Here is a 26,372-nt window from a genome sequence, read left to right as displayed (position 1 = left end):
TTGAAATCGTATGGTTTTAGATTCAAAAATACCCGAAGGCCCTTTAGAAAAAAAATGGGAGAACTATAAAAAAACGGCAAAACTTGTAAATCCGGCTAACCGAAAAAAACTGGATGTCATTGTTGTTGGAACCGGTCTGGCAGGGAGTTCCATTGCAGCTTCATTGGGAGAAATGGGTTATAATGTAAAATCATTCTGTTTTCAGGATAGCCCGAGAAGGGCGCATTCTGTTGCAGCGCAAGGCGGTGTAAATGCTGCAAAAAACTATAAAAATGATGGTGACAGTGTCTACCGGATGTTTGTCGACACATTGAAAGGCGGAGATTTCAGGGCCCGGGAAGCCAATGTTTATCGAATGGCAGAATGTTCACTAAACCTGATTGACCAGGCGGTTGCACAGGGTGTTCCTTTTGGAAGAGAATACGGTGGTTATCTCAACAACCGTTCTTTTGGTGGCGTCCAGGTAAGCCGCACTTTTTATGCGAGAGGACAAACCGGACAGCAATTGCTATTGGGTGCTTATCAGGCTTTGATGCGACAAGTCGGGAAGAAAAGCGTACAACTATTTTCAAGACACGAAATGCTCGACCTGGTTGTGATTGACGGAAAAGCAAGAGGAATTATTGTCAGGAATCTGGATACAGGAGCAATTGAACGACATGCCGCACACGCCGTGGTTTTGGCAACCGGAGGTTATGGCAAAATATATTATTTGTCAACGCTGGCTATGGGATGCAATGGTTCTGCCATCTGGAGGGCGCACAAAAAAGGCGCTTTGATGGCATCACCAAGCTGGATACAGGTTCATCCTACTTCCCTGCCCCAATCTGGTGATTATCAGTCAAAATTAACGCTGATGTCCGAATCCTTACGAAATGACGGGCGGATATGGGTGCCATCCAATAAAAACGAAACCAGAAAAGCGAATGATATTCCTGAAAATGAAAGGGATTATTATCTGGAAAGAAGATACCCTGCATTTGGAAATTTAGCGCCCAGAGATATTTCCTCAAGGGCTGCAAAAGAAAGAATTGATGCCGGTTTCGGGATTGGCCCTTTAAAAAATGCGGTCTATCTTGATTTTTCCAAAGCCATAAAAGAACAGGGGAAAGAAAAGATTCAGGAGAAATATGGAAATCTTTTTGATATGTATCTTAAGATTACCGGATATGATGCGTATCAGGAACCGATGATGATTTCCCCATCCGCACACTTTTCGATGGGCGGGCTTTGGGTGGATTATGAATTGATGACGACCATTCCGGGGTTATTTGCCTTGGGAGAAGCCAATTTTGCAGACCATGGAGCCAATCGATTAGGTGCCAACTCCTTACTACAGGCTTCCGTTGATGGCTATTTTATCGCTCCTTACACCATAGCAAATTATTTATCGAATGAAATTCATACCGGAAAAATAGCTACTACTACTCCAGAGTTTGAAAAAGCTGAGAATCATGTGAAGCAGCAAATTGAAAACTTCATCTCTATCAAAGGAACAAAAACGGTAGATTATTTCCATAAAACTTTGGGAAAACTGCTCTATGATTATTGCGGTCTGGCGCGAAATGAAGAAGGATTAAAATATGCCATCAACGAAATCAGGAAACTGAAACAGGAATTTTATAAAGATGTGAAAGTTTCCGGACAAGGAAACGCAATGAATAGCGAACTTGAGAAGGCTGGCCGTGTGGCAGATTACTTCGAAATTGGCGAATTGATGTGTTATGATGCGTTAACCCGGAATGAATCCTGTGGCGCCCATTTTAGGGAAGAATTTCAAACTCCTGACGGAGAAGCATTACGAAACGATGCTGAATTTCAATTTATTTCTGCCTGGAATTGGACGGGTGAAAACAAGGAACCGGAGCTCGTCAAAGAACCGTTAATTTTTGAAGAAGTAAAACCGACGGTTAGAAGTTATAAATAAGAAAAACACAGGAATTATGGATTTACACCTGAAAATATGGAGACAGAAAGACCGTCAAAGTGAAGGGAAACTGGTAAATTATGATCTTACTGAACTTAATCCACATATGTCATTTCTGGAAATGCTGGATACTTTGAATGAAAAGCTGATTCTTGAAGGCGATGAACCCGTAGAATTTGACCATGATTGCCGCGAGGGAATTTGCGGACAATGTGGGATGATGATTAACGGTATCGCACACGGCCCTCTGAAACAGACAACCACCTGCCAGCTTCACCTGCGTTCTTTCAAAGACGGCGAAACAATTTTGATAGAACCTTTTCGGGCAGAGGCTTTTCCTGTCAAAAAAGACCTTAAAGTTGACCGGTCGGCATTTGACCGAATTATCTCTTCCGGTGGATTTGTTTCGATAAACACAGGCCAGGCTCCAGATGCAACAGCCATTGCCGTTACGCATCAGACTGCTGAAGAAGCATTCGATGCCGCAGCCTGTATTGGTTGCGGGGCTTGCGTGGCTACCTGTAAAAATGCAAGTGCAGCCTTATTTACATCTGCAAAAATCACGCATATGGTTTCGCTTCCTCAAGGAAAGGAAGAACGCAGCGAACGTGTGTTGAATATGGTACGACAAATGGATGCTGAACACTTCGGACACTGCTCAAATACAGAAGCCTGTGAAGTCGAATGCCCTCAGGGTATCTCTGTCCTGAGTATTGCAAGAATGAATTATGAATATAACAGAGCTTTGTTTTTTAAGAAAAAATAAATATTGAACGATTTCAGATTATAGCAATAAATTACTAAATAAATGAGGGTGCCTTTAAAAAAGACACCCTGTAAATTCTACTCACTTCTTTTTAGCTATTACATAGGAGGTAAAAGTACCTTATTAATTACATGCACAACACCGTTAGAAGCCTGAACGTCAGTTGCTGTAATTGTAGACACTCTACCATTAGCATCTCTTATAGAAGCCCCACCCTGAGTATTAACCGTAAAGTTGCTACCCTGGAATGTAGTCACGCTCATATTATTCATAAGCGATGCGGACAATATATTTTGTCCTGCCACGACATGATATTTTAGAGTATTTTCCAAAGTTGCCTGTGGAATCTGTGACAGACCCGTAAGGTTAAGTTCGGTCAACAGGCTGGCAAATGCTGAATTGGTTGGTGCAAATACCGTAAATGGTGAATTTTGTGTACCAGAAAGAATGCCAGCAAAGTCAGGCTGATCGTTTCTTGTAAGTGCCTGAACAAGAATCGAGAAATCAGGATTGGCAATGGCATGGCTCGTCACAGTAGGCAAATCGATAACATTTCCCACAATGTGTACTACACCATTACTTGCCATTACATCGGCTGTAGTTACTGTGGCACCTCCATTGGCTGCACCTCCATTGATCACAACCCCATTAGCTGTATTGATATACATACTTAATGTGTTGGTTGCCGATGCACTTCCTTTGGCCATTGTCTTCACATAGCCAGTAGTAAGTGACGATGATGTAACCGCACCTGAAATGACATGGTTAAGCAGTATTTCCTTAAGAACCGGAACCGGAACAGCATCAAGATTCGCAAATCCTTTTTGTTGCAGGAATGCTGTAAATGCCTGGTTAGTTGGTGCAAACACTGTAAAACTTCCGTTTCCGTCAAGAGTTGCCGCTAAGTCAGCTCTATCAAGAGCATCTACCAGCAAAGAAAGATTAGCATTCGATGAAGCTATATCAACAATGGTATTGCCCTGTGGCATTTGCTCATTATCATCATCACTGCACGATGACACAACTGGAATAAAAGCAAGGGTGAGTATTGCAATCCCCTTTCTGAAAAAATTTCTTTTCATAAGTTCTATTTTTAGGTTAGTGTCTCAAAATTATAATACAAAATTTTGTTTAACAAAAACACTTAAACAATTAAACAAAAAATTAATTTTTGTTTAGGTAATAGTTATTTATAGCTGTACTATAAATTACAGAAAGTCTCTAAACAGAAGGCAATTGAATAACTAGAGAATAAAAAACAGGAAGAAAGGCTGAACAAAACCATATAATTTGCTAATGTAAAAGTTTAGATTTAAAATCTAATACACCTATTTGCAGTATAGTTATGATAATTTTGCAGCAATATCCTGCAACGTAGTAAAAAGAGTAAGGCTATCCCTATCATCCAGTGTCAGTTCGGCAACACGGCGACCTACTATCCAAAGTTGCGAATGGTTGTCTCGTACCTTTTCGAGTAATGCCTCAACATATTCATCGAGCGGTTTTTCTTCAGGCAGTACCGTCATGTAGGTGATGAAAGTAACACCTCTGAAAAGCTTGGTAACCTCTGACAGGCTATCTAACGGAATACTGCTCCCGAGATATACGCAACCCTCACCGTAAGAAGTAATTAAGTATTGCAGAAACATGAGACCCAGTTCATGGATTTCGCCAAAAGGAAGGAAAAGCACATACGCAGGCACCGTGCCTTTTCTGACTCTTCTGCTACACAAAGAAATCTGCTGGATTAATATCATACGTATCAGACAACTGATAAAATGCTCGTGAGCCGGTTGGATAGTTCCGGCCTGCCACATCAGGCCAATCTCCTGTAAAAAAGGAATGTAGTACTCAAGGAAAACTTTTTCAAATGGCATTTTTATTAAAAGATGATCAGTGGCATCCAAAAACAGTGGTTGGTCAAAAGTCATCATTGCCAGCTTGAAGAGATGGAGTGTATGTTTGATGTCCTCCCTGCCAACACGAATTTCGCCCACCATCATCTCGATTTCCTCGGTTCTCATTTTGGCTACTTTAGAAATCTTCACTCCGTAACCTGTCAGAAGTACCACATTAAGAAGCTTACGCAATTCATCAAGACCATAATAACGTAAGTTATTTTCGCTCCGCTCTGGTGAAAGAAGACCATATCTTTTTTCCCAAATGCGTATTGTATGTGCTTTTATCCCAGATAGTCCCTCAAGGTCTCCAATTGAAAATACAGTCTTGATGTTGTTCATCGATTAAGGATTTAATACTTAATTGCAAAAGCCGGAAGCTCTACTTATGAACACAAAAATAATAAATTTGTTTAACAAAAACACAGAATTGTTAAACAGAAAAAATGTTTATGTATATTTGTATTTTATTTAAACAAGTAGATAAAATAATATACAACCAATGGAGTTTCAAATGTCATTTAGCAATCTCAAAAAGCAAATCGACAATTTCGAAACCCACTCCTGTGCTTTGCTCCAAAATTCTTTCCCGTTAGCTGACTGTCATTTAATAATTACAATCGTCCAATACAAAATAAATAATGGAAAATATAGCAAATACCTACATTGTGGCGGGTGCAAGTAGTGGAATTGGTCTTGAGCTTGCCACTTTGCTCATACACCATGGATTTGAAGTGTGCGGCCTCAGCCGTACCCCGGGACCGCTTAACGGTCACAAGCTTTACAGACACTACTCACACGATTTCCTTAGTGATGAACCGCTGCCAGATATTACCGTTAAAGCTGCGGGACTGGTGTACTGTCCGGGAAGTATCATGCTTAAGCCTCTGGCAAGGCTATCTAAAGAAGATGTCAACAAAACTATAACTTTAAATGCTACTGCTGCGCTTTTATTTGTACAACAATATCTGGCTAATATAAAAAACACAAAAGATCCTTCTATACTCCTCTTTAGCAGCGTAGCTGTTCGGACGGGAATGCCTTTTCATACTGCAACTGCAATGGCCAAAGGTGCCGTAGAAGGTCTTACCCTTGCCATGGCTGCAGAACTGGCACCCGATGTACGCGTAAATGCCATTGCACCTTCCCTAACAGATACACCGCTAGCAGCTGGACTGCTTAATACACAAGCAAAAATTCAGGCCGCAAAGGCACGGCATCCCATGAATACTTTCGGCACATCAGCAGAAATTGCTAAGGTTGCCTTTCATATGTTGACCGAATATCGTTGGGTAACAGGACAGGTTTATAATATTAATGGAGGTCTTGGAACTATAATTAAATAGGCATGAAGATACTTTTGACAGGTGCAACAGGATATATCGCACAACGGCTCCTTCCGGTGCTGATGGCGCAAGGACATGAGGTAATATGTCTTGTGCGCAATAGCCGCAGGTTTGACACCGGAAAATTTACGGGAATTATTCCTCCGAAAATTTTGGAAGCAGACTTATTGATACCTGAAAGTCTTACTTCCGGAATACCAAAAGATATTGATGCTGCCTATTATCTGGTGCATTCTATGAGTGCCTCAGGCGAATTCACATCACTGGAAGAACAAGCAGCCCGTAATTTTACAGAAGCAATAGGAAAGACAAAGGCTCAGCAGGTCATCTACCTCAGTGGGATTATTAATGACTCAAAGCTATCACCACACCTTGCCTCCCGCAAAAATGTGGAAGATATACTTGCTTCCGGCCATGTTCCGCTTACTTCTTTGCGGGCAGGTATTATTGTAGGTTCCGGCAGCGCCTCCTTTGAGATAATACGTGATCTGGTGGAAAAACTGCCTGTAATGGTAGCTCCAAAGTGGCTACATACCAGATGCCAGCCTATCGCCATACGGAATGTTGTTGAATTTCTTGCCGGAGTGTTGCTTCAAAAACAGACCTTTGACAGACATTATGATATTTACGGTCCTGACATACTGACCTACAAACAGATGTTGATGTACTTTGCTTCCGAGCGTGGATTACAGCGTCGGATTATTACCGTGCCTGTAATGACACCGAAGCTCTCCTCCTATTGGCTTTATTTTGTCACTTCCACTTCATATCCACTGGCAAAAAACCTGGTGGATAGTATGAAAGTGGATGTTGTTGCAGTTCCTAACAACCTTGCCGGGTTATTGAAGATCCAACTTATATCCTATCGCGAGGCTATAGCTCTGGCATTTGGAAAGATTGAACAGGACATGGTGCTCTCTACCTGGAAAGACGCACTCGGTTCAGAACGTCAGGCGCGCCTTTATTCCACAGTTCAGGTACCTGAATTTGGGGTTTTTAAAGATGTCAAAACCATGAAAGCCACAGATCCGCAACAGGCCGCAAATAGAATTTTCGCAATAGGAGGCACAGCAGGTTGGTATTACGCAGACTGGCTCTGGAGTTTTCGAGGCTTTCTTGACAAACTCTTTGGAGGTGTCGGTCTTAAACGTGGGCGCAGGAATGCCTCTCACATTTCTACGGGAGAGTCACTTGATTTTTGGAGGGTTTTGTATGCTGACCGTGAAGAGATGCGACTTCTCCTATATGCTGAAATGCGATTGCCCGGTGAGGCATGGCTGGAATTTACCATCGCTGATGGCATTGTTAAACAAACCGCAACTTTCCGCCCTCTGGGCCTTTTGGGCAGACTATACTGGTACTTTGTACTTCCATTTCATTATTTCATATTTAACGGCATGATAAAAAAGATTGCATCGTGAAAAAGAGGCTGAATACTTTCAATGACCGGGATCTGGACAGGATCATAGAAATGGCCTGGGAAGACCGTACGCCGTTTGAGGCCATAACATTACAATTTGGACTTACGGAGGGAGAGCTTCGTAAACTGATGCATAAAGTATTACGTCCTTCCAGTTACAGAAATTGGCGAAGCCGGATTGAACAGTGCAAAACAAAACATGCATCCAGACGCTTTCAAGGTATCACGCGCTTTAAGTGCAGCAGGCAACGAATTATTACAAACAATAAAATCTCCAAGCGTTGAAACGTGTCGCAAAATCAAACCTCCCAACAAAAACTTGCATTCACTGTGGATTATCCTTCTCCTGGAGAAAAAAATGGAAAAAAGATTGGGATAATGTAAGATATTGCAGTGAACGATGCAGAAAAAGGAAACGATAAATATGTAATTTTTAAGACTTAAACTTCCTTATTTAATAAAGTTTCTATGGTATGTAAATTTTAAAACCTAAACAAAAGTTAAATACTATTAATAATTTCAAACATAATAGCATTACTATTAATTTTGCGTGTAAATTTTACAAAATGAAAAGTTTACTAGCGCATTTAAAAATCCAGGTAAATCCAAAAATTTACCTCAAGGATCCGCAAACTTCCGAGCTGGGACGTAAAATCGTTCAGGAAAGTATCAAACTTATTGATGAAGTGGGATTTGACAACTTCACTTTTAAGAAACTTGGAGAACGTATCGGTTCTAATGAAAGTTCGCTATACCGTTACTTCGAAAATAAGCATAAGCTGCTAGTATACCTTTCTTCCTGGTATTGGAGTTGGATGGAATACAGGATAGTATTTGCTACAGCTAATATTTCTGATCCTTCCGAAAAGCTGCGCCAGGCCATAACGCTTGTAACCGAACAAATAAAAGATGACGCAAGCACGGACTACATTGATGAATCTGTATTAAACCGTATTATTATTGCCGAATTTACCAAGACTTTTTTGACCAAAGAAGTTGATGAAGAAAATAAGGAAGGTTTTTTCTTAATTTACAAGCAGGTAATTAATAGAATTGTAGCAATGATTATTGATTTAAACCCTGATTTTCCCTATCCAAAATCTTTTGCATCAAGTATTGTGGAAGGTTCGCTCCATCAGCATTTTATTAAAGACCATTTCAAAACGATCACGGACTGCAATGAAAAAGTCAGCCCCACTGATTTCTATTTATATCTCATCACATCGTTAAATAAGTAAAAAATGACACCAGCCAAACGATTTTTCAGCCTTTTACGACTCGACAGTAAGGACGTTTCACAGATATTTTTCTATGCCTTGTTTGCAGGGTTTATCAGCTTGTCATTACCGCTGGGCATACAGGCAATTATCAACTTTATACAAAGCGGAAGAGTGAGTGTTTCCTGGATTGTCCTCGTAATTTTTGTTATTGCCGGTGTAGCCCTTGTAGGCATACTGTCATTAATGCAATTGCGAATAACCGAAAATTTACAGCAAAAGATTTTTGTCAGGTCGTCCTTTGAATTTGCCTACAGACTTCCCAAGATCCGTTTTGGAGAAACGCATACTAATGTGTATCCTCCAGAGATAGCCAACAGATTTTTTGATACCATGTCCATACAAAAAGGTGTTTCTAAACTTCTCATTGACTTCTCGTCCGCCTTGCTGCAAATTGGCTTTGGTATAATACTACTGTCATTATACCATCCATTCTTTATTCTCTTTGGAATACTGCTGATTATATTATTGTACCTTATTTTTAAATTCTCCTACCGGCCGGGTCTGGAGACGAGTTTGAGCGAGTCAAAGTACAAATATAAAGCGGCAGACTGGTTGCAGGAAATTGCCAGAAATACTTCCTCTTTCAGGACAATCCTAAACTTTAACTTTGCGCTGGATAAAAATAATACATTAGTAGAAGGATATCTTAAGTATCGCGAACAGCACTTTAATATTATCAGGAGGCAGTTCATCCAATTGATTATCTTTAAGATCATCATTACAGCCGGACTTCTTCTGATTGGGGGATTTCTGGTAATCAACCAGCAAATGAATATCGGGCAGTTTGTCGCTGCAGAAATTGTAATCCTCCTTGTGATTAATTCTGTTGAGAAAATCATTATAGGACTTGAAAGCTTTTATGATGTGCTTACCTCTGTTGAAAAGATTGGCCAGGTATCTGATATGGATCTTGACGATGAAAAATACAGTGATGTCCTTCCGGAAGGAGCCGAAATGACTATTGCAGCAGAAAATGTCCGCTTCCATTATCCTGATGCAAAAAAAGACGCACTCAAAAATGTGAATCTTCAGATTTTACCCGGTGAAAAAATACTATTGCAAGGAAATAACGGAGCAGGTAAAACTACATTAATAAGGATACTTTCCGGCCTGTTACAGCCAACATCAGGTGTACTATCCATAAATGATGATTCCTTGTTAAAAATTGATCCGGCCTCCTACCGTGCAAGGATTGGATACATTATTCAGGGTGAAACGCCTTTTGAAGGAACTATTCGTGAAAACATTACTTTCAACAATCCTTCAATTACCATGGAAGATTTGCGTTGGGCCCTCGATGCGGTACAATTAACCGATTTTGTAAAATCGCTGCCAGATGGTCTCGACACCAAAATTTTCCCGGAAGGAAGGCACCTCTCTTCTTCAAACGCCCAAAAGATATTACTTGCGCGAAGTATCGTTCACAGACCATCGATTCTATTTTATGAGGATCCGACAGACCGTATGGATAACGAAGCCACAAAAGCAATCATAAAATTTATTTTTTCAGATAAAAATCCCTGGACCGTAGTGGTTTCTTCTGCCAGTTTACATTGGGAAGAAGGAGCAACAAGGCGCATTACAATGGAAAACGGCAAGATAATTAACGATCAATACTTCACGCCATGCTAAATATTTCGAATAATAAAAAAGTGCGAATTGAGTCAATGCAGCACTTAAGTACAATAAAGCAATTGTCAGACAGGCCGCATTATAAGATATTGAAAAGGATAATCATCGGACTGTGCCTATTGGGTATAGTGTTGCTATTCCTTCCCTGGACACAAAATGTTTCCGGCAACGGGGCAGTCACAACACTAAAGCCAAATCAGCGTCCGCAGACCATCCATACTGCCATAGCAGGTAGAATCGAAAAATGGTATGTCCAGGAAGGAGATTTTGTAGAGAAAGGCGATACGATACTCTATATTTCAGAAATTAAAGAAGATTATTTTGATCCGAACCTGGTAAAAAATACCAAACAGCAGGTAGATGCAAAAAAAAGCGCCCTGCAGTCGTATGATGGTAAGGTAAAATCACTGGAATCTCAAATGAGCGCACTTTCGAAGGAGCAGAACCTAAAAATACAGCAGGCCACCAACAAAATCAGGCAGGCAGTTTTAAAGGTTAAAAGCGACAGTATTGATCTGGAGGCAGTCAAGACGCAGCTAAAAATTGCCAACACGCAATTTGACCGTTCTGTACAGCTCAATAAGGATGGCCTGAAGCCTCTTACTGATGTGGAAGAAAAACGCCTTAAACTCCAGGATGCGCAAGCCAAGATCATCACTCAGGAAAATAAATTGCTTACCGCAAGAAACGAGCTCATTAATGCGAAAGTCGAGATTGGAAGGATAACGGCAGAATACAATGAAAAAATTGCAAAGTCAAGCAGTGATAAATTTACAGCACTAAGCAGCCAGTATGATACAGAAGCTCAGGTATCAAAGCTCGAAAACCAGTATGTCAATTACAGTATACGCAATGGCATGTATTACATAAAAGCACCCCAAAGTGGTTTTGTTAACCGTGCCTTACAATCAGGGATTGGCGAAACTATAAAAGAAGGTATGCCTGTTGTCAGTATAATGCCGGCAAGCTACGAAATTGCGGTTGAGACCTATGTTAAGCCTATTGATCTTCCCCTGCTTAAAAAAGGCGACAGAGTTCGGGTATGGTTCGACGGGTGGCCAACCATCGTTTTCTCCGGATGGCCGGGTATGTCCTATGGTACATTTGGAGGCAGGATAGTTGCTATTGAAAATTTCATCAGTCCGAATGGCAAGTACAGAGTGCTGATCGCACCAGACAAAAATGAGGCTCCATGGCCAAAACAACTCAGCATTGGTGCCGGAGTACAGACTATAACCCTGCTTGATACCGTACCGATATGGTTTGAAATCTGGAGAACACTCAACGGATTTCCTCCTAATTATTACCAGCATTCCCAAAATCAGAATTCTAAAGAAAAATGATGAAACGAGTTTTTATAATCTTATTGATACTGATTAGCTATCACATTAAGGCTCAATCATTCAAAGAAAAAGAGCTTAGCTTTAGCGAATATATTGGTTATGTAAAGAAATACCATCCGCTTGTGAGGCAATCCGGATTGATGCTCAGCAAATCTGAAGCCGAGCTTTTGACAGCCCGTGGTGGATTTGACCCTAAAATTGAGGTAGATTATGATCAGAAGGATTTTAAGGATAAGAATTATTATTCACTGCTAAAAAGTACTTTTAAGATACCTACCTGGTATGGAATTGAAATTAAAGCTGCATTTGATAACAGCGAAGGCTTGTATGTAAATCCACAAAATACAACACCTAACAATGGTCTGACTTCCATAGGAATATCCATCCCTTTGGGACAGGGACTTTTTATCAATAAACGGATGGCTGATGTCAGGATGGCAAAAGTACAACTTCAACTCAGTGCCGCAGAGCAAAAAATGGAGACAACAGATGTCATATATGAGGCATCCCTGGCCTATTTTAACTGGAAGCGAGCATTTGATGAAGCAGAGTTATATAAAACCTATTTGGAATATGCACAGAAGCGCTACGATGGGATATTACGTCTTATAGAAACCGGCGATAAACCGGCAATTGACAGCGTAGAAGCGGGTATTTTGGTTAAGACACGTGAGCTAAGCCTAAAAGATGCCCAGCTAAAACTTACAAAATCACGACTGGAATTGTCCAACTTTCTATGGATTGATAATGTTCCCGTTGAACTCGAAGAGAATATCACGCCGGAAGAAAATGTCAGAAACAGTGTCGATACCAGCCTGAACACCAATTTACAATTAAACCCGTCCGCTGCTTTAGACAGCCATCCTAAAATACAGTCTTTGCAAAGTAAATTGAGTATGCTCGAAATTGAACGTCGTTACAAGGCAAACATGCTACTCCCTGAAATGAATGTAAGCTACAATTATCTTTCTGAGCCAGCCTATTTTACAGATTACAGGTTTCAGGATTATAAGATAGGTCTAAATTTCAGTTTCCCTTTGTTCCTTCGTAAAGAAAGAGGTTCATTGCAGCTAGCCAAACTGAAAATCCAGGATGGCCAACTGGATCTGGAATTGGAACGTGTAGCGCTAAAAAATAAAATCCTTACTTATAGTGCAGAAATTGAATCGCTTAACCAACAGCAGCTAACCGCAGCTGAGCTTGTAAAGGATTATACCGTAATGCTTTCATCGGAAGAAAAATTGTTTTCCTTTGGGGAAAGCTCTCTTTTTCTTATTAATTCCAGGGAAAATAATGTGGTTAGCAGCAGACTGGCCGAAATCAATACGGAAAACAGGCTTCTTGCCTCAATAGCTAATCTTTATAAGGTCTTGAGCATTCCTTAATAATTACTTTAACAGCCAGATACAACCGTTTACCAACATCAGAAAGTAGTACCCTAAATAAGAAATATCAAATATCTTTTTTTAGCATTCCTATTTTGGCATAAATTGTGTGAATGTGTATTCAACCAATCAAATAATTTATGAAGCTACTTTATCTCGTTTCTGCACTTTTGTGCCTTAATTTATCCACTGCCCAAAACATTAAAACTCTCAATAAAGGCAGGGTTGTCCAAAAAAATTATAATGTCAGCGTTCCTTATCAGGACATTAACGGTCTGGTAATAGTTGAGGCTGTTATTAAAGGGAAGACCTATAATTTTATTGTCGATACCGGAGCACTGAGCGCCATTTCGCAAGAGCTGTATAATGAATTGGGGCTGGAATCTGTTAATGGGCTTGATGTTGGCGATTCCAGCAACCTGCGACAGAATATGAAACTCGTAACACTGCCACCTGTTCAGGTGGGCGATATTACCTTTGCTGATGTCCCTGCAGTGGTTACCGATAGTAGTTTCTTTTTAGAATGCCTAGGAATTGACGGATTTATTGGTAGCAATATGATGCGTAACAGCATCGTGAAATTTTCATATAAGGATAAGACCGTTAGTTTTACCGATAAACTGAAAAATTTTAGCATTGATAAAAAGAAAAGTGCCGGTTTATTAAAGGACCAGTTTCAAAGTAATCCATACTTAAAGATTGACATCAAAAATAAGGATGCAGAAGCAACTGAAACCCTTTTGTTCGATTCCGGAATGGTTGGGCTATATGATTTGTCATTAGGTGTTTACGAAAATGCATTATCCCAAAAAATTAATCTTTTTTCTCTACTCTATCAGGCTAAGGGAGCCTATTCGTTAGGCATACATGGTGTTGAAAGCCAAAAAGAACATTTTATGCTGTCGATTCCCGAACTAAGTTTTGCAGGAGTTACCCTTAAAAATATTACCACGACTACTACCAGCGACACCAAATCGAGAATAGGAAGCAAAATATTATCCTATGGAGATGTTGTAGTCGATTATCCGGGCAGACAACTCTATTTCAATCCTTACCAGGATGGGGCAATAGATTTGGCCGAAAAGAACTGGCCTGTACAACCTGTCATCAAAGACGATAAATTTGTTGTGGGTATAGTGTGGGATGCTGCATTGAATGACAGGATTAATGAAGGAGATGAAATACTAAAGTTCGGGGAATTTGATTTTTCAGATATGAATCCTTGTGAATCATTTAAATTGAACAGGAAACCTCAGACGGATACTGCTGTAATGGTACTGAAAGACATAAAAACAGGAGAAGTCAAAAATGTAGAGCTGGTTAAAAAATAAAGTAATTAACTTCTTTCTCTTGTAAATAATATGAAAACAAAAAACCAACCCATTACAGGTTGGTTTTTTTTATTAACTACAATAGATATGCTTCCGCTTCCCTTTATTAAACCAATAATTACCTATCTCCAGGAATTCATTTCATAATTTGAAAAGTTTGTTTTCATGTCTTCTATCCTGTTTTCAAGGGATTTAATTCCTGTACTTACATATTTTTCCTTTTCAGATTCGTTTAAAGTATACAGAATGTCAAATCCCGGATTTGGTTTAGGAATGGGAACAGATAATGTGATACTATTGTTTTCTTCATAAACATAATAATGCCAATCTTTTTTTTCTATTAGTTTCTTGGTGTTCATTACTACCCTATAATCATTTTTATTTATTTCTCTATATTTTCGTGTGGCTTATTACGTCCAGTTAAAATTAAAGGCTCCACATTTAGGACAGTTTATATACTGATATTTGCAGACGCATAGTATTACACAATACAACTATTCGTCATCTCCAATAATTTCAGCCAGCAAATCTATTTTACGCCATTTTTTCAGGGCTTTCCTTGAAATGTTTTGTGGTACGGGAGTAGTACGGTCGTTGCTGAAATGGGTAAAATTTGAAATAAAATCCTCCAGGCTGTCAGTTTCCTCTTCAAAAGTTTCGAGAAAAGATTCAGAACTTAAAAGATTTATAATCGCAGTATAAGCTTCGTCGTTAAGTCGGTATTCGTCGGTGATATCGATAATAGCTTCAAGTAATTCCTGATTATTGTCAAAGTCATCATCAGCGGTAGCGATAAGCCTTAGTACTTCAGTAGAAGGCGATTTATAATCTTTATTATCTACCATTTGTTTAATTTCCAATACGCAGGAAAGTTCAAAAGGCACATTGGTATTGTATTCGCCTTCAAAGCCCAATTCCTCAATTATGCCTTTCCAGTGTACATCAACTTTGTTGTTCTCAATTTTTCCGAATGTGATTTCATTGTCCTTGATACCGTTGTGTCTAAACATGTAAAAGGTAAACAGATGTTCATCGGTCACATAATCATAGGAATCTTTTACAGAAATGGTTTTCCCAACCAGCGATTGCAAATTGCCCTGCGTAGCCATCATCTGTTCACAACGGATATTCCCGCTATGATTTCCTTCTATAAAAGGAGCCTCATCACTTTGTACCCAAATATCCCAGACGGTACAAACGGGTTCTAAATCTTCTTGGTTGTATTCTTTTATGAATGATTTCTCAGTATTGATAGGAAATTTATAGTCTTTAATTTTAAGGGTATTCATTGGGATTGGTTTTTCCAAATGTAGATAAAAATCAATTCGGATGACCCAATGAAAGATTTTTTCTACAGAATTATATATTCATAAAATATTTATTAATCGATACTAATTTATCAGAACTATTGTATTTTCAATTATAGCAATAAGGAAATAATAAACAAAAACGATACTTGTTTATAGTTTAGTCAGTTTACTACAAAAATTATTCTATTTTTGATTTTCTAAAAACATAACAAAACCAAAAAAAGCCACCGCCTTACTGATGTTTACTATCAAATCGTCCCTATTTCTAAAACGAATTTTTCTTCTATTCTCTTTAGCCAGCCTGTCGAATGGTTTTTCTCAAAATAAAGCAGTAGACAGCTTACAGACCTATACAAAAAAAGATACCATAAGAGTCAAATTATTAAATGCCGCGGCACTAAAAATAATAGAAAGCGATACTGACAAAGCATTGCAGCTCTATAAAGAATCGGAACAACTTTCTGAAGCCTTGCAGTATAAAAAAGGAAAAGCCTATAGCTTACTGATGTCCGGTAGGGCCTATTCCAAAAAAGGAGATTATCCAACTTCCATCACTTATTTTCAGAATTCCCTTGAAGTCTATGAAGATCTAAAGATTAAAGTAAGTGTCGCCAATTGCCATTTGAACATAGGCAGGTCTTATTACTATCTTACCGATTTCCCAAAGGCTTTGGAGCATCTTAAAACTGCCACAGAACTTAGTGAGCAATCCGGCAAATTAAGAGTAGCTTCAAATGCTTTGATGATTATTGCCATGATTTATAACACTCAGGGAGATTATGACAAAAGCCTGGAATATTATAAAAAATCAATTGTAATCGATGAAAAGCTGGGAGACAAAAAGGGACTTGCCGTTACTTATATTAATTTGGCGAATCTTTATAAACAGCAAAACCAACCCACTCTTGCTTTAGAGCATTATAATAAATCCCTGGAGATCTATAAACAGTTTAACGACGAGTATGGTGTTGCTTCCAATTTAAACAATATTGGAACGCTGTATCAGGAAATGGAAAACAACAAAGCCGCTCTTCCTAATTACTATAAAGCATTAGCCATCTTTGAAAAGCTAAAAAAAGATAAGGAAGTTATGGGTTGTCTGAGTAACATTGGTATTATCCTGATGTCGGAAAAAAATCCTAAAGCCTTAGCAATATTTAAGAAAGGATTACGGTTAAGTCAGGAAGCTAATGAAGCCTTTGCCGTTGCTTTTTTCAATAACAATATAGGCGGTTATTACTTTATGACTGAAAACTACGATGCCTCACTTCCTTATTATGAAAAAGCGGTAAAAACATATAAAAAAATAGGAGCTCAGCGGGAATTGTCTAACAGTTACCTGAATATGAGCCGGATTTATTTTTCAAGAAAAGAGTATGATAAAGCATTGCAGTTTGCCAAAGAAGGAAGTGATATTGCTAATGAACTTAAACTATTGAGCCTGCAAACTGATTATTCTCTTTTATTTTCAAAAATTTATTATGCTCTTAAAGAATATAAGTTGGCTTATGAAAGCGGACAGGAACATAAAGAACTGAATGACAGTCTTTATAAAAAAGAAACCTTTGATAAGCTGGCAGAAATAAAATATGAATATGCTTATAAGGATACCCTGACTACGGCAAAGAAAAGCGTGAACACCTTAAAGAAAACGGTAGCAGTTTCAGAATTACAAAAAAAATGGCTGATTGGTGGTTTTATAGGTCTCTTGATTGTTTTAGGTTTCTTACTTGCCTTATTAAAAATCAGACGGGTAAAAATGCAGAACCAACAGCTTTTGTTAGAACAGAAGTTATTAATCACTCAAATGAACCCGCATTTTATATTCAATTCCATACAAAACATCAGAAGCCTGATTAACAACAGGCAAAATGATGAAGCGGTAAATTATTTGGGTAAGTTTTCTAAATTAACCCGTCAAATTCTTGAACACTCCAACCAGAACTATATTTCATTGGCTGAAGAATTGGAAATGCTTGAGAACTATCTCACCATACAGCAACTTTTATATGAAAACAAATTCACTTTCAATATCCATATAGAAGAAAATATGGATACCGAATCGATATTTTTACCGCCTATGCTCGCGCAACCCTATATTGAAAATGCCATCAAACACGGGTTAAGCAACACGACAGAAAACGGAAAAATTGATGTTCATTACTATTTGAAAGAAGAAAAACTCTATTTTGAAGTAACCGATAACGGTAAAGGGTTTGGAACAGATGAGAAAGTCAGCAATCACAAATCACTGGCCATGACCATCACCAAAGAACGTTTGACATTCTATACTAAAAACAAAGATTTTGTGGTGCAAACCAATAACGTAATCGCTTCAGACGGAACTATAGAAGGAGCCAAAGTTGCTTTTGAAGTTCCTTATATTTATGAAAGCTAAAGTGATAAATAATATAAAAATCCTAAAAAAACCAGTTAAAGTATTTTAACTGGTTTTTTATTTTCGCTGGGTTTAGCAGTATGTATCTATCAATTGATTATTTTTACTTCCGTTTTTTAATCACATCCCTCACGTTTATGTTAAATTGCAAGCATTTAGTATCTTTTCTACTCCTTCTCTTTATCAGCCTCCCTGTTTATTCCCAGAATAAAACAATTGATTCTATAGAAACGATATTAGCGAATCGCAAAATTAGTGACACAACACGCATTAATACAATTATTGCGGGTATGGATAACACAATCATGTTGAGCAAAGCACATGTGGCCTACTACAATCAGCTACTTCCTGTTTTTACTAAAGGACTGGCAATGCCCAACCTTCATCCAAAAGTAAAGCAGATATACCAATTTGCTGCAGGTGTGTATTACTACAATACCGCAAAAAAAGAAACAAGTGAGGGCAACAAAAATGCACCAATCCACTTTGATGAAGCTATAAAGTATTGGAAAGCCTCTAAAGACTATAAGCCTATGGCATTAGCGTTGGTTGGTAAAGGAACGTACTACCGCCATATTGCCGACTGGCCAAATACGTTCAAATACTTTTTTGAAGCCTTAAAATTCTACGAGAGCATTCATAATGAAAGCGGAATATCAACCGTAAATATGGAAATAGGAACCGCTTGTATAGCCCAGCAGGACTGGAATAAAGCTATTGTCCATCTAAAAAAAGCATTGCCCTATTATGATGTTCCGGAGTCAGAATTAAGAAAATCAGACCGCCATAGTTTAGCGGTAATTCATAATAACATAGGTACATCTTATACCCGCCTTAAAAACTTTACCGAAGCCCATAACAATTTTCTAAAAGCGTACTACTATATCAAAAAAAATAAAGACCCGCAGGCTGAATCGATAATTTTAGTACAATTGGCGCAATCCTCCAGTGAATTGGGAAAACTAACTGAGTCGGAAGATTATTTAAAAAGAGCCTTAGATTTATGTAATGATGATATTTCAAGGCAAGGAGTATACGGAAGTGCTGCACGTATTAATTACAAGAATAAAAACTATGATAAGGCGGCAGAGTATGGTGAGTTGAGCTACAGCCTGGCAAAAAAGAATAAAAACATCAATTCACAGTCCGGTCTCACCTCCCTGCTATATAAAATTTATAAAGAAAGCGGACAGTATGAAAAAGCATTAAAAATGCATGAAGCGAATATTGTAATAAAAGATTCTACAAATTTAGAAGCCTCAAAAAACGAATTGGCACAACAGGAACTCAAATACCAGTTTGAGAAAAAAGAACTGCAGCAAAAAATACTCCAGCAAAAGAAAGTAACAGCCGTTGAGCTCGAAGCCCAAAAGAAAATGGCACTGGAAACTTCAAAAAATAAATTAGCCCGACAACAGTTGGTATACGATTTTGAAAAAAAACAGCTGAACCAGAAACTCGCTCAGGAAAAGAAAGTAGCCGCCATCAAACTAATTTCTGAAAAGAAAACAGCCGTTAAAAATAACTGGCTGATTGCCGTTTCTTCTGTATTTCTACTTTCGTTATTGGGCGCTTATTTCTACTACCGAAACAATAAGCAGAAACAGGCTATTACGGTACTGGAAAAAAACCAGATCAAGCAAAAGTTGCTCATTACCCAAATGAACCCGCATTTTATATTCAATTCGATTCAGAACATCAGAAGCCTGATTAACAACAGACAAAATGATGATGCAGTAAACTATTTGGGCAAGTTTTCTAAACTAACCCGACAAATTCTTGAACACTCCAACCAGAACTATATTTCATTAGCTGAAGAAGTTGAAATGCTTGAGAATTACCTCGCCATACAGCAACTTTTATATGAAAACAAATTCATTTTCAATATCCGTATAGAAGAAAATATTGATACCGAATCCATATTTTTACCCCCAATGCTGGCGCAGCCCTACATTGAAAACGCCATCAAACACGGATTAAGCAACACAACCGAAAACGGCAAAATTGATATTCACTATTATCTGAAAGAAGAAAAACTCTATTTTGAAGTAACCGATAACGGTAAAGGATTTGGCACCGATGAGAAAATCAGCAATCACAAATCACTGGCCATGACCATTACCAAAGAACGCCTGGTTTCTTACACCAAGAATAAAGATTTTATAGTGCAAACCAATAATGTAATCGCTTCCGACGGAACTATAGAAGGAGCCAAAGTTGCTTTTGAGGTTCCTTATATTTATGAGAGTTAAAGTGGTCGATGATACAAACTCTTTAAAGAGTAATACAAATTTATCATAGTTATAGATATATTATCTTTCAAGATATTCAAAACCATTATTTCTGGCAATTGAAATCAGTGGTGAAATTATCTCTTTAAATTTCTCATATCCGAAGTCAAATTCGTGTTGTTCTTTACCAAACAGATTTATGTATTCTTCAAGTAATTTAGACTTTGGATTATTTTGTGACACTATTTCAAAAGCAGTCTTCTGAATTTTGTAGAATTTGTCAAAGTATAGGTTAATTTCTGGAAGCATATCGCTCTTAACAGAATTAAATGAAACACTTATTGGAACGAGATTCCATATTAGATCATGTGAAACAAAGGCATGAGGAATAAAATGATCTAAAGCATACTTTTGAATACTTAATGGCACGCCAGTATAAATACAATCAATAGTTCCTAACTCTCTAAAAACTATATCCCAGAAATTTTTACGCTGGTTAAAAAGTGTGCTCCGCATTGGCGGCTTGATAAGCTTTCCTTGAATATTTGGTACATTTGGATTTCTTACTTGCAAAAAACCGGATAAGTTCCAGTAACAATAGTCTTTCAAAATTTTGGCATTATTAGTAAGATAGTTAATCCATATTGGATTAATATAAATTCTATCTGGAAACAAGGCGTACAAAGTTTGATTAGAAAACTGTTGAGATTCGGAAATAATCCTTTTGCAATACTTTGTATCATTCTCTTCTTTACTCCGGCCAATCCAAGGAGTTAGAAACCTGTGCGGAACATTTTTGTCAAAGTGTTTAAGAATGTCGTTTGTCTTCTTATGGGGGCTATTCAATAAAAGATGTAGTAAATTATGTTTCTTTATATTAATAGGAATTGTTTCATTTTTTGAAATATTCTTGATTGCCCTTTGTATCAAATCTTGATTACCAAAAGATATATGGAAATAATTTACTGTGTACCATGAATTTGTAAGCATCCTAGCAAAAAGTTCCTTTTTTCCTATTTCTGATTTTCCTTCCTCGAGTGATTCAATTATGGCTAGCAACCAATAAAATTTGTACGTTGCTGAAGTATTGTTGAAAGCAGATGATAAGGGGGCAATATTTAATGAATGAGATAGTGGCAGGCTCATTTTAAGTCTATAAAGAATTGGGTATTTTCCTTTTAATTTCTGCTAAAGATAGTGATTGATATTATATTTTAGAATTTTTGACATATTTTAGGAATTAAAACTTTATTGGACATAAAAAAAACTAGCCAAGGAATAATACCCCTTGACTAGTTCTCCAATCAACCTAACAAATCAACCTATTTCCAGCCTCCTCCTAAATCTTTATATACATGAACAACAGCGTTCAGTTGTTCTTTTTTGGTTTCTATCAATTCGAGTTTGGATTCCAAAGCATCTCTTTGGGTCATCAGTACCTCGAAATAATCGACTCTTGCCGATTTAAACAAATCGTTTGAAATATCAATAGATCTATTCAAAGCATCCACCTGTTGCGATTTTAAATCGTAGCCTTTTTGTAGGTTTTCGATTTTAGAAAGTTGGGTAGATACTTCCAGATAAGCATTTAAAACTGTACGGTCGTAATTGTACAGTGCCTGAAGCTGTCTGGCATTGGCACTTTTAAATTCTGCTTTGATGGCATTTCTGTTAATCAATGGTGCTGCCAGATCACCTGCTACAGAATACAAAAGCGATTCCGGGAACGTAAACAGATATGCCGGTTTAAAGGCACGTACGCCAAACGCTGCTGAAATATCAAGCGATGGATAAAACTCAGCACGGGCTACTTTTACATCCAATTTGGCAGCTACCAATTCCAATTCTGCCTTTTTGATATCCGGACGATTGCTCAACAATTGTGACGGAATACCTGAATTTACAGTAGCCGGCAATAAGTCCGTAAAATTGGTTTTGTCTCTTTTGATTTCCTGCGGATAACGGGCCAGCAAAAAGTTAATCTTATTCTCCGTTTCCTTGATTTTTTGCAGGATTTCAAACTCTAAGCTTTTTGAAGTCAGTACTTCAGCCTGGAATTTCTGAACTGCCAATTCTGTTGCTCTTGCTGCCTGTTTTTGGATTTTTACAATTTCCAGGGCATTGGACTGCAATTCGATGGTCTGTTTTACAATATCCAGCTGACTGTCTAAGGCCAACAATTCATAATACGAATCGGCTACTTCTGCAATAAGATTTGTGATGACAAAGTTCTTTCCTTCAACGGTTGCCAAATATCTGTTGACAGCCGCTTTTTTAGAATTACGCAGTTTTTTCCAGATATCAACTTCCCAGTTGGCATAAGCACCAATCGTATAATCCGGTAACGGGTCTGGTGTTTCAACTCCGGGTTTGATTTCGGTTGTGGCATCACCCGCACCCTGGCTTGTATATCGGCCCACTTTTTCAAGTCCGGCTCCGGCACGAAGTCCAACCGTTGGTAACAACAATCCTTTTTTAACACGGACATCGTTTTTTGCGATTTCAATTTCCTGTAAAGTGATGTTCAGCTCCTGATTGTTTTTCAACGCAGTATCAATCAATTCCACAAGATTCGGGTCTTTAAAGAATTGATTCCATTTAATCGTCGACATATTGGTCGTATCCTTGCTGGTTCCGAAAGATTCCGGAACCGGTTTGCTAGGAGTCTCGGCTATTGTCTGCGGCGCCTTACAGCCAATTACGGCAAGGCAAAACGCTACGACAATACTATATTGGTATATTTTGGATTTAAACATGATTGTTATCGATTTCTTCTGTTAATGGGTTCTCTTCTTCATTTTTAACCAACTTGTGCTTTTCGGCAATTCGGGCAAATATGTAATACAATCCCGGTATTACAAATACACCGCAAATCGTTCCGAGAAGCATCCCTCCTGCCGCGGCAGTACCAATGGTTCTATTACCTATTTTTCCGGGCCCGGTTGCAAAAACCAACGGAATCAAACCTGCAATAAAGGCAAACGAAGTCATCAGAATAGGACGGAATCTCGCTTTTGCTCCTTCCATAGCCGACTCTAAAACCGACTTACCGGCAGCATGCCTTTGAATGGCAAATTCGACAATCAACACGGCATTTTTACCAAGCAGACCAATCAACATTACCATAGCCACCTGAGCATAGATGTTGTTTTCCAATCCCATGATTTTCAGCAACAGGAAAGCCCCGAAAATACCCGCCGGAAGCGAAAGAATAACCGACAATGGCAGAATAAAACTTTCGTATTGTGCAGCCAGTACCAGGTAAACGAAGCCTAAACAGATAAGGAAAACCCAGATAGCCTGATTTCCTTGCGCCACTTCATCAGCAGAAATACCAGCCCAGTCGATTCCGTACCCTCTTGGCAGTTTTTTCTCCGCTACTTCTTTAATCGCCTTAATGGCCGTACCACTACTGTAACCTGCCGCAGCAGCTCCACTAATTTCCGCAGAAGTATACATATTGTGTCTTGTAATTTCAGAGAGCCCGTACACTTTTTCCATTCTCATAAAAGCAGAATAAGGTACCATTTCATCTTTATCATTCTTGACATACAGTTTTAAAATATCATCCGGCAAAGCCCTGTATTGCGGTGCTGCCTGAACGATTACTTTATAGTTGAATCCGTATTTAATAAAGCTGATTTCATAGTTACTACCTACCAATGTTGACAAGGTGTTCATGGCATTTTCAATAGAAACTCCTTTTTGCTGTGCCAGGTCGTTGTCTACTTTTAGCATGAACTGAGGGAAACTCGCACTGTAAAAACTAAATACCGAAGAAAGTTCAGGGCGTTTGTTTAATTCTTTTACAAAATCCTGAGTAACGGTTTCCATTTTCTTATAGTCGCCCGAACCTGTTTTGTCCAACAGACGCAATTCAAACCCACCTGCGGCTCCATAACCCGGAACAGCCGGCGGTTGGAAAAATTCGATATTAGCACCCGGAATTTCTTTCGCTTTTTCTTCCAACTCTTCCATTACTTCCTGTACAGAATGTTTTCTTTCACTCCAGTCTTTCAGGTTAATCAGACAGGTTCCTGAGTTGGCACCCGTACCTTCTGTAAGGATTTCATATCCCGCCAAAGCGGAAACCGATTGAACACCTTCTACCGTTTCTGCCATTTTCTGAAGCCTTTCCGCAACATTATTTGTTCTTTCCAGAGAAGAACCCGGTGGCGTCTGAATGATGGCATAAAACATTCCCTGGTCTTCATTCGGGATAAATCCTGAAGGAACCGTGCTGCTTATAAACCAGGTTCCGGCACAGAAACCAAGTAATGCAGCAAAGGTTACGGTTCTTCTGTTTACAATTTTCCCTAATACATTCTGATATTTGTCAGAAGCAATATTGAATGTCCTGTTGAAACCGTCAATAAAGATTTTTACAGGAGTTCTCTTTTTTGGTTGTCCATGGTGATTTTTCAGCATGATAGCACAAAGCGCCGGTGTTAGCGTCAAAGCCACAATACCCGAAAGGATAATTGCCGTTGCCATAGTAATAGAGAACTGACGGTAGAATATACCTACAGGGCCCGACATAAAAGCTACCGGAATAAATACCGCTGCCATCAGGAACGTAATTGCTATAATAGCCCCTGCTATTTCATGCATTGCTTTTTTGGTGGCTTTCAGTGCCGAGAGATGTTCTTCTTCCATCTTGGCGTGGACGGCCTCGATGACGACAATGGCATCATCGACGACGACCCCAATTGCCAATACCAGAGCGAATAATGTAATAAGGTTTAGGGTAATTCCGAAAAACTGCATGAAAACAAAGGTTCCGATAAGGGAAACCGGTACTGCTATAGCCGGAATAACCGTCGACCTCCAGTCACCCAGGAAGATAAATACTACGATACCTACCAGAATAAACGCCTCAACCAACGTATGGATTACTTTTTCAATAGAAGCATCCAGGAATTTAGAAACGTCATAACTGATTTCATAGTTCATTCCTTTCGGGAAAGAACTTTTCTTGATTTCTTCCAATTTAGCCTTAACGTCTTTAATAACCTGGCTCGCGTTACTTCCATAGGATTGTTTTAATACGATTGCCGCAGATGGTTTTCCGTTCAGGTTGGAATAGATATCATACATGGAGCTTCCCAGTTCAATATCGGCTACATCTTTCAGTCGCAACAGCTCTCCATTAGGATTGGAGCGTAAGACTACATTTCCGTATTGCTCTTTCGTTGTAAAACGACCGGAATATTTTAATACGTATTCAAATGCCTGCGACCTTTTTCCGGAACTTTCACCTGTTTTTCCCGGTGATGCTTCCAAACTCTGGCTTGACAGGGCTTCCATCACTTCATCGGCAGAAATTTTATACGCCAGCATTCTATCCGGCTTTAACCAGATTCTCATGGCATATTCACGGGTTCCTAAAATATCCGCAACACCCACACCATTAACCCTTTTAAGTTCTGACAGGATATTAATATCGGCAAAGTTGTACAAGAATTTCTGGTCGGTATTTTTATCATCACTGTAAAGGTTGACATACATCAGCATGCTTGATTCTTCACGCGTAATCTTTACTCCTTCCCTCACTACCAATGGCGGTAGTTTATTCACTACAGAGGCTACGCGGTTTTGTACGTTTACAGCTGCGAGGTTAGGGTCTGTTCCAAGGTTGAATACGACCTGGATACTTGCTTCACCGTCGTTACCGGCATCTGAGGTCATGTATTTCATTCCGGGTACTCCGTTCAGCGCTCTTTCCAGAGGAATGATTACTGATTTAATCATCAGCTCACCGTTAGATCCCGGATAATCTGCTGTTATATTCACTTTTGGAGGCGAAATCGAAGGAAACTGGGTCACTGGCAGGTTGAGTACTGACAAGGCTCCTAAAAAGACAATTATGAGCGATATTACTATCGACAACACAGGTCTTTGTATAAATTTATTGAACATTTACTTTCTTTTTAAGATTTTTGATTTTTGATTTTGGACAGTAGAGAATGGGCAATAGATGATAGATGGCAGATGATAGAGAATAGATGATAGATGATAGAGAATAGATAATAGACTTATAACTTAACAACTCTCCGTTATTAACCAAAAGACTAAAGACTATAAGCTATCAATTATCAACTAAAA

20 protein-coding genes are annotated in these 26,372 nt (G+C 38.7%); 13 read left to right on the top strand and 7 right to left on the bottom strand.

The genetic code is table 11. The features are described 5' to 3' along the window. Positions 1-10 precede the first annotated feature (10 nt). A complete protein-coding gene (locus B0G92_RS09725) occupies positions 11-1,927 on the top strand; it encodes a fumarate reductase/succinate dehydrogenase flavoprotein subunit (protein WP_101471958.1) in 1,917 nt (638 codons plus the stop codon). A 16-nt stretch (positions 1,928-1,943) separates the two neighbouring features. Continuing rightward, positions 1,944-2,693: a succinate dehydrogenase/fumarate reductase iron-sulfur subunit gene (locus B0G92_RS09720; RefSeq protein ID WP_101471957.1), complete on the top strand. Its 750-nt coding sequence runs from the start codon at positions 1,944-1,946 to the stop codon at positions 2,691-2,693. 98 nt (positions 2,694-2,791) lie between these two features. On the opposite strand, the gene B0G92_RS09715 is transcribed toward B0G92_RS09720, so the two are convergent. Beyond that, positions 2,792-3,775, bottom strand: coding sequence for a fasciclin domain-containing protein (locus tag B0G92_RS09715; RefSeq protein WP_101471956.1), 984 nt, complete (start codon positions 3,773-3,775; stop codon positions 2,792-2,794). A gap of 261 nt (positions 3,776-4,036) precedes the next feature. Beyond that, positions 4,037-4,933, bottom strand: coding sequence for a MerR family transcriptional regulator (locus B0G92_RS09710; protein ID WP_101471955.1), 897 nt, complete (start codon positions 4,931-4,933; stop codon positions 4,037-4,039). A gap of 326 nt (positions 4,934-5,259) precedes the next feature. Here B0G92_RS09710 and B0G92_RS09705 point away from each other — a divergent pair, with 326 nt between their 5' ends. From B0G92_RS09705 to B0G92_RS09665, 9 genes are all read left to right on the top strand, one after another. Continuing rightward, positions 5,260-5,937, top strand: coding sequence for an SDR family NAD(P)-dependent oxidoreductase (locus B0G92_RS09705; RefSeq protein ID WP_180326425.1), 678 nt, complete (start codon positions 5,260-5,262; stop codon positions 5,935-5,937). A 2-nt stretch (positions 5,938-5,939) separates the two neighbouring features. Further along, on the top strand, positions 5,940-7,358 hold the full coding sequence (locus B0G92_RS09700) for an SDR family oxidoreductase (RefSeq protein WP_101471953.1): 1,419 nt from the start codon (positions 5,940-5,942) through the stop codon (positions 7,356-7,358). Continuing rightward, positions 7,355-7,642: a TIGR03643 family protein gene (locus B0G92_RS09695; protein ID WP_310793708.1), complete on the top strand. Its 288-nt coding sequence runs from the start codon at positions 7,355-7,357 to the stop codon at positions 7,640-7,642. Before B0G92_RS09700 ends, B0G92_RS09695 begins: the two co-directional genes overlap by 4 nt. After that, positions 7,639-7,779, top strand: coding sequence for a DUF2256 domain-containing protein (locus tag B0G92_RS09690; RefSeq protein WP_101471952.1), 141 nt, complete (start codon positions 7,639-7,641; stop codon positions 7,777-7,779). Before B0G92_RS09695 ends, B0G92_RS09690 begins: the two co-directional genes overlap by 4 nt. 144 nt (positions 7,780-7,923) lie before the next feature. After that, positions 7,924-8,595 carry a TetR/AcrR family transcriptional regulator gene (locus B0G92_RS09685; RefSeq protein WP_101471951.1) on the top strand — a complete coding sequence of 224 codons (672 nt, stop codon included), beginning with the start codon at positions 7,924-7,926 and terminating at the stop codon, positions 8,593-8,595. Positions 8,596-8,598: 3 nt separating this feature from the next. Next, a complete protein-coding gene (locus B0G92_RS09680; RefSeq protein WP_101471950.1) occupies positions 8,599-10,269 on the top strand; it encodes a peptidase domain-containing ABC transporter in 1,671 nt (556 codons plus the stop codon). Continuing rightward, positions 10,263-11,612 carry an HlyD family secretion protein gene (locus B0G92_RS09675; protein WP_056071274.1) on the top strand — a complete coding sequence of 450 codons (1,350 nt, stop codon included), beginning with the start codon at positions 10,263-10,265 and terminating at the stop codon, positions 11,610-11,612. Before B0G92_RS09680 ends, B0G92_RS09675 begins: the two co-directional genes overlap by 7 nt. Next, positions 11,609-12,997, top strand: a complete 1,389-nt coding sequence (locus B0G92_RS09670) for a TolC family protein (RefSeq protein ID WP_310793707.1) — start codon at positions 11,609-11,611, stop codon at positions 12,995-12,997. The genes B0G92_RS09675 and B0G92_RS09670 overlap by 4 nt, the downstream gene beginning before the upstream one ends. A gap of 140 nt (positions 12,998-13,137) precedes the next feature. Further along, positions 13,138-14,328, top strand: a complete 1,191-nt coding sequence (locus B0G92_RS09665; RefSeq protein WP_101471949.1) for a retropepsin-like aspartic protease — start codon at positions 13,138-13,140, stop codon at positions 14,326-14,328. A gap of 122 nt (positions 14,329-14,450) precedes the next feature. Here the strand turns inward: B0G92_RS09665 and B0G92_RS09660 are convergent, their stop codons facing one another. Both B0G92_RS09660 and B0G92_RS09655 read right to left on the bottom strand, forming a co-directional pair. Further along, entirely contained in the window at positions 14,451-14,687 is a 237-nt protein-coding gene (locus B0G92_RS09660; RefSeq protein WP_101471948.1) for a hypothetical protein, read from the bottom strand. A gap of 135 nt (positions 14,688-14,822) precedes the next feature. Beyond that, the gene (locus B0G92_RS09655; protein ID WP_101471947.1) at positions 14,823-15,617 is read right to left on the bottom strand and encodes a hypothetical protein; all 795 of its coding nucleotides are present in this window, start codon (positions 15,615-15,617) and stop codon (positions 14,823-14,825) included. Positions 15,618-15,876: 259 nt separating this feature from the next. On the opposite strand from B0G92_RS09655, the gene B0G92_RS09650 reads away from it, so the two are divergent. After that, entirely contained in the window at positions 15,877-18,036 is a 2,160-nt protein-coding gene (locus tag B0G92_RS09650) for a tetratricopeptide repeat-containing sensor histidine kinase (RefSeq protein ID WP_101471946.1), read from the top strand. Between the two features lie 290 nt (positions 18,037-18,326). Continuing rightward, positions 18,327-20,288, top strand: coding sequence for a tetratricopeptide repeat-containing sensor histidine kinase (locus B0G92_RS09645; protein WP_180326424.1), 1,962 nt, complete (start codon positions 18,327-18,329; stop codon positions 20,286-20,288). Positions 20,289-20,348: 60 nt separating this feature from the next. On the opposite strand, the gene B0G92_RS09640 is transcribed toward B0G92_RS09645, so the two are convergent. From B0G92_RS09640 to B0G92_RS09630, 3 genes are all read right to left on the bottom strand, one after another. Further along, a complete protein-coding gene (locus B0G92_RS09640; RefSeq protein WP_101471944.1) occupies positions 20,349-21,413 on the bottom strand; it encodes an HNH endonuclease domain-containing protein in 1,065 nt (354 codons plus the stop codon). A 176-nt stretch (positions 21,414-21,589) separates the two neighbouring features. Continuing rightward, entirely contained in the window at positions 21,590-23,023 is a 1,434-nt protein-coding gene (locus B0G92_RS09635) for a TolC family protein (RefSeq protein ID WP_101471943.1), read from the bottom strand. Then, positions 23,016-26,186, bottom strand: a complete 3,171-nt coding sequence (locus tag B0G92_RS09630; RefSeq protein ID WP_056071252.1) for an efflux RND transporter permease subunit — start codon at positions 26,184-26,186, stop codon at positions 23,016-23,018. Before B0G92_RS09630 ends, B0G92_RS09635 begins: the two co-directional genes overlap by 8 nt. Positions 26,187-26,372 lie beyond the last annotated feature (186 nt).

Origin of the sequence: Flavobacterium lindanitolerans (genome assembly GCF_002846575.1) — a bacterium.
GTDB classification, from domain to species: Bacteria; Bacteroidota; Bacteroidia; order Flavobacteriales; family Flavobacteriaceae; genus Flavobacterium; species Flavobacterium lindanitolerans.
Note: the sequence above shows the minus strand (reverse complement) of the source record. Positions and strands in the feature narration are given on the sequence as shown.

Excerpts from the sequence above, each read along its gene's own strand:
- B0G92_RS09725 (WP_101471958.1), top strand. The coding sequence starts at position 11 with ATGGTTTTAGATTCAAAAATACCCGAAGGCCCTTTAGAAAAAAAATGG.
- B0G92_RS09720 (WP_101471957.1), top strand. The coding sequence starts at position 1,944 with ATGGATTTACACCTGAAAATATGGAGACAGAAAGACCGTCAAAGTGAA.
- B0G92_RS09715 (WP_101471956.1), bottom strand. The coding sequence starts at position 3,775 with ATGAAAAGAAATTTTTTCAGAAAGGGGATTGCAATACTCACCCTTGCT.
- B0G92_RS09710 (WP_101471955.1), bottom strand. The coding sequence starts at position 4,933 with ATGAACAACATCAAGACTGTATTTTCAATTGGAGACCTTGAGGGACTA.
- B0G92_RS09700 (WP_101471953.1), top strand. The coding sequence starts at position 5,940 with ATGAAGATACTTTTGACAGGTGCAACAGGATATATCGCACAACGGCTC.
- B0G92_RS09685 (WP_101471951.1), top strand. The coding sequence starts at position 7,924 with ATGAAAAGTTTACTAGCGCATTTAAAAATCCAGGTAAATCCAAAAATT.
- B0G92_RS09680 (WP_101471950.1), top strand. The coding sequence starts at position 8,599 with ATGACACCAGCCAAACGATTTTTCAGCCTTTTACGACTCGACAGTAAG.
- B0G92_RS09675 (WP_056071274.1), top strand. The coding sequence starts at position 10,263 with ATGCTAAATATTTCGAATAATAAAAAAGTGCGAATTGAGTCAATGCAG.
- B0G92_RS09670 (WP_310793707.1), top strand. The coding sequence starts at position 11,609 with ATGATGAAACGAGTTTTTATAATCTTATTGATACTGATTAGCTATCAC.
- B0G92_RS09665 (WP_101471949.1), top strand. The coding sequence starts at position 13,138 with ATGAAGCTACTTTATCTCGTTTCTGCACTTTTGTGCCTTAATTTATCC.
- B0G92_RS09660 (WP_101471948.1), bottom strand. The coding sequence starts at position 14,687 with ATGAACACCAAGAAACTAATAGAAAAAAAAGATTGGCATTATTATGTT.
- B0G92_RS09655 (WP_101471947.1), bottom strand. The coding sequence starts at position 15,617 with ATGAATACCCTTAAAATTAAAGACTATAAATTTCCTATCAATACTGAG.
- B0G92_RS09650 (WP_101471946.1), top strand. The coding sequence starts at position 15,877 with ATGTTTACTATCAAATCGTCCCTATTTCTAAAACGAATTTTTCTTCTA.
- B0G92_RS09645 (WP_180326424.1), top strand. The coding sequence starts at position 18,327 with ATGGATAACACAATCATGTTGAGCAAAGCACATGTGGCCTACTACAAT.
- B0G92_RS09640 (WP_101471944.1), bottom strand. The coding sequence starts at position 21,413 with ATGAGCCTGCCACTATCTCATTCATTAAATATTGCCCCCTTATCATCT.
- B0G92_RS09635 (WP_101471943.1), bottom strand. The coding sequence starts at position 23,023 with ATGTTTAAATCCAAAATATACCAATATAGTATTGTCGTAGCGTTTTGC.
- B0G92_RS09630 (WP_056071252.1), bottom strand. The coding sequence starts at position 26,186 with ATGTTCAATAAATTTATACAAAGACCTGTGTTGTCGATAGTAATATCG.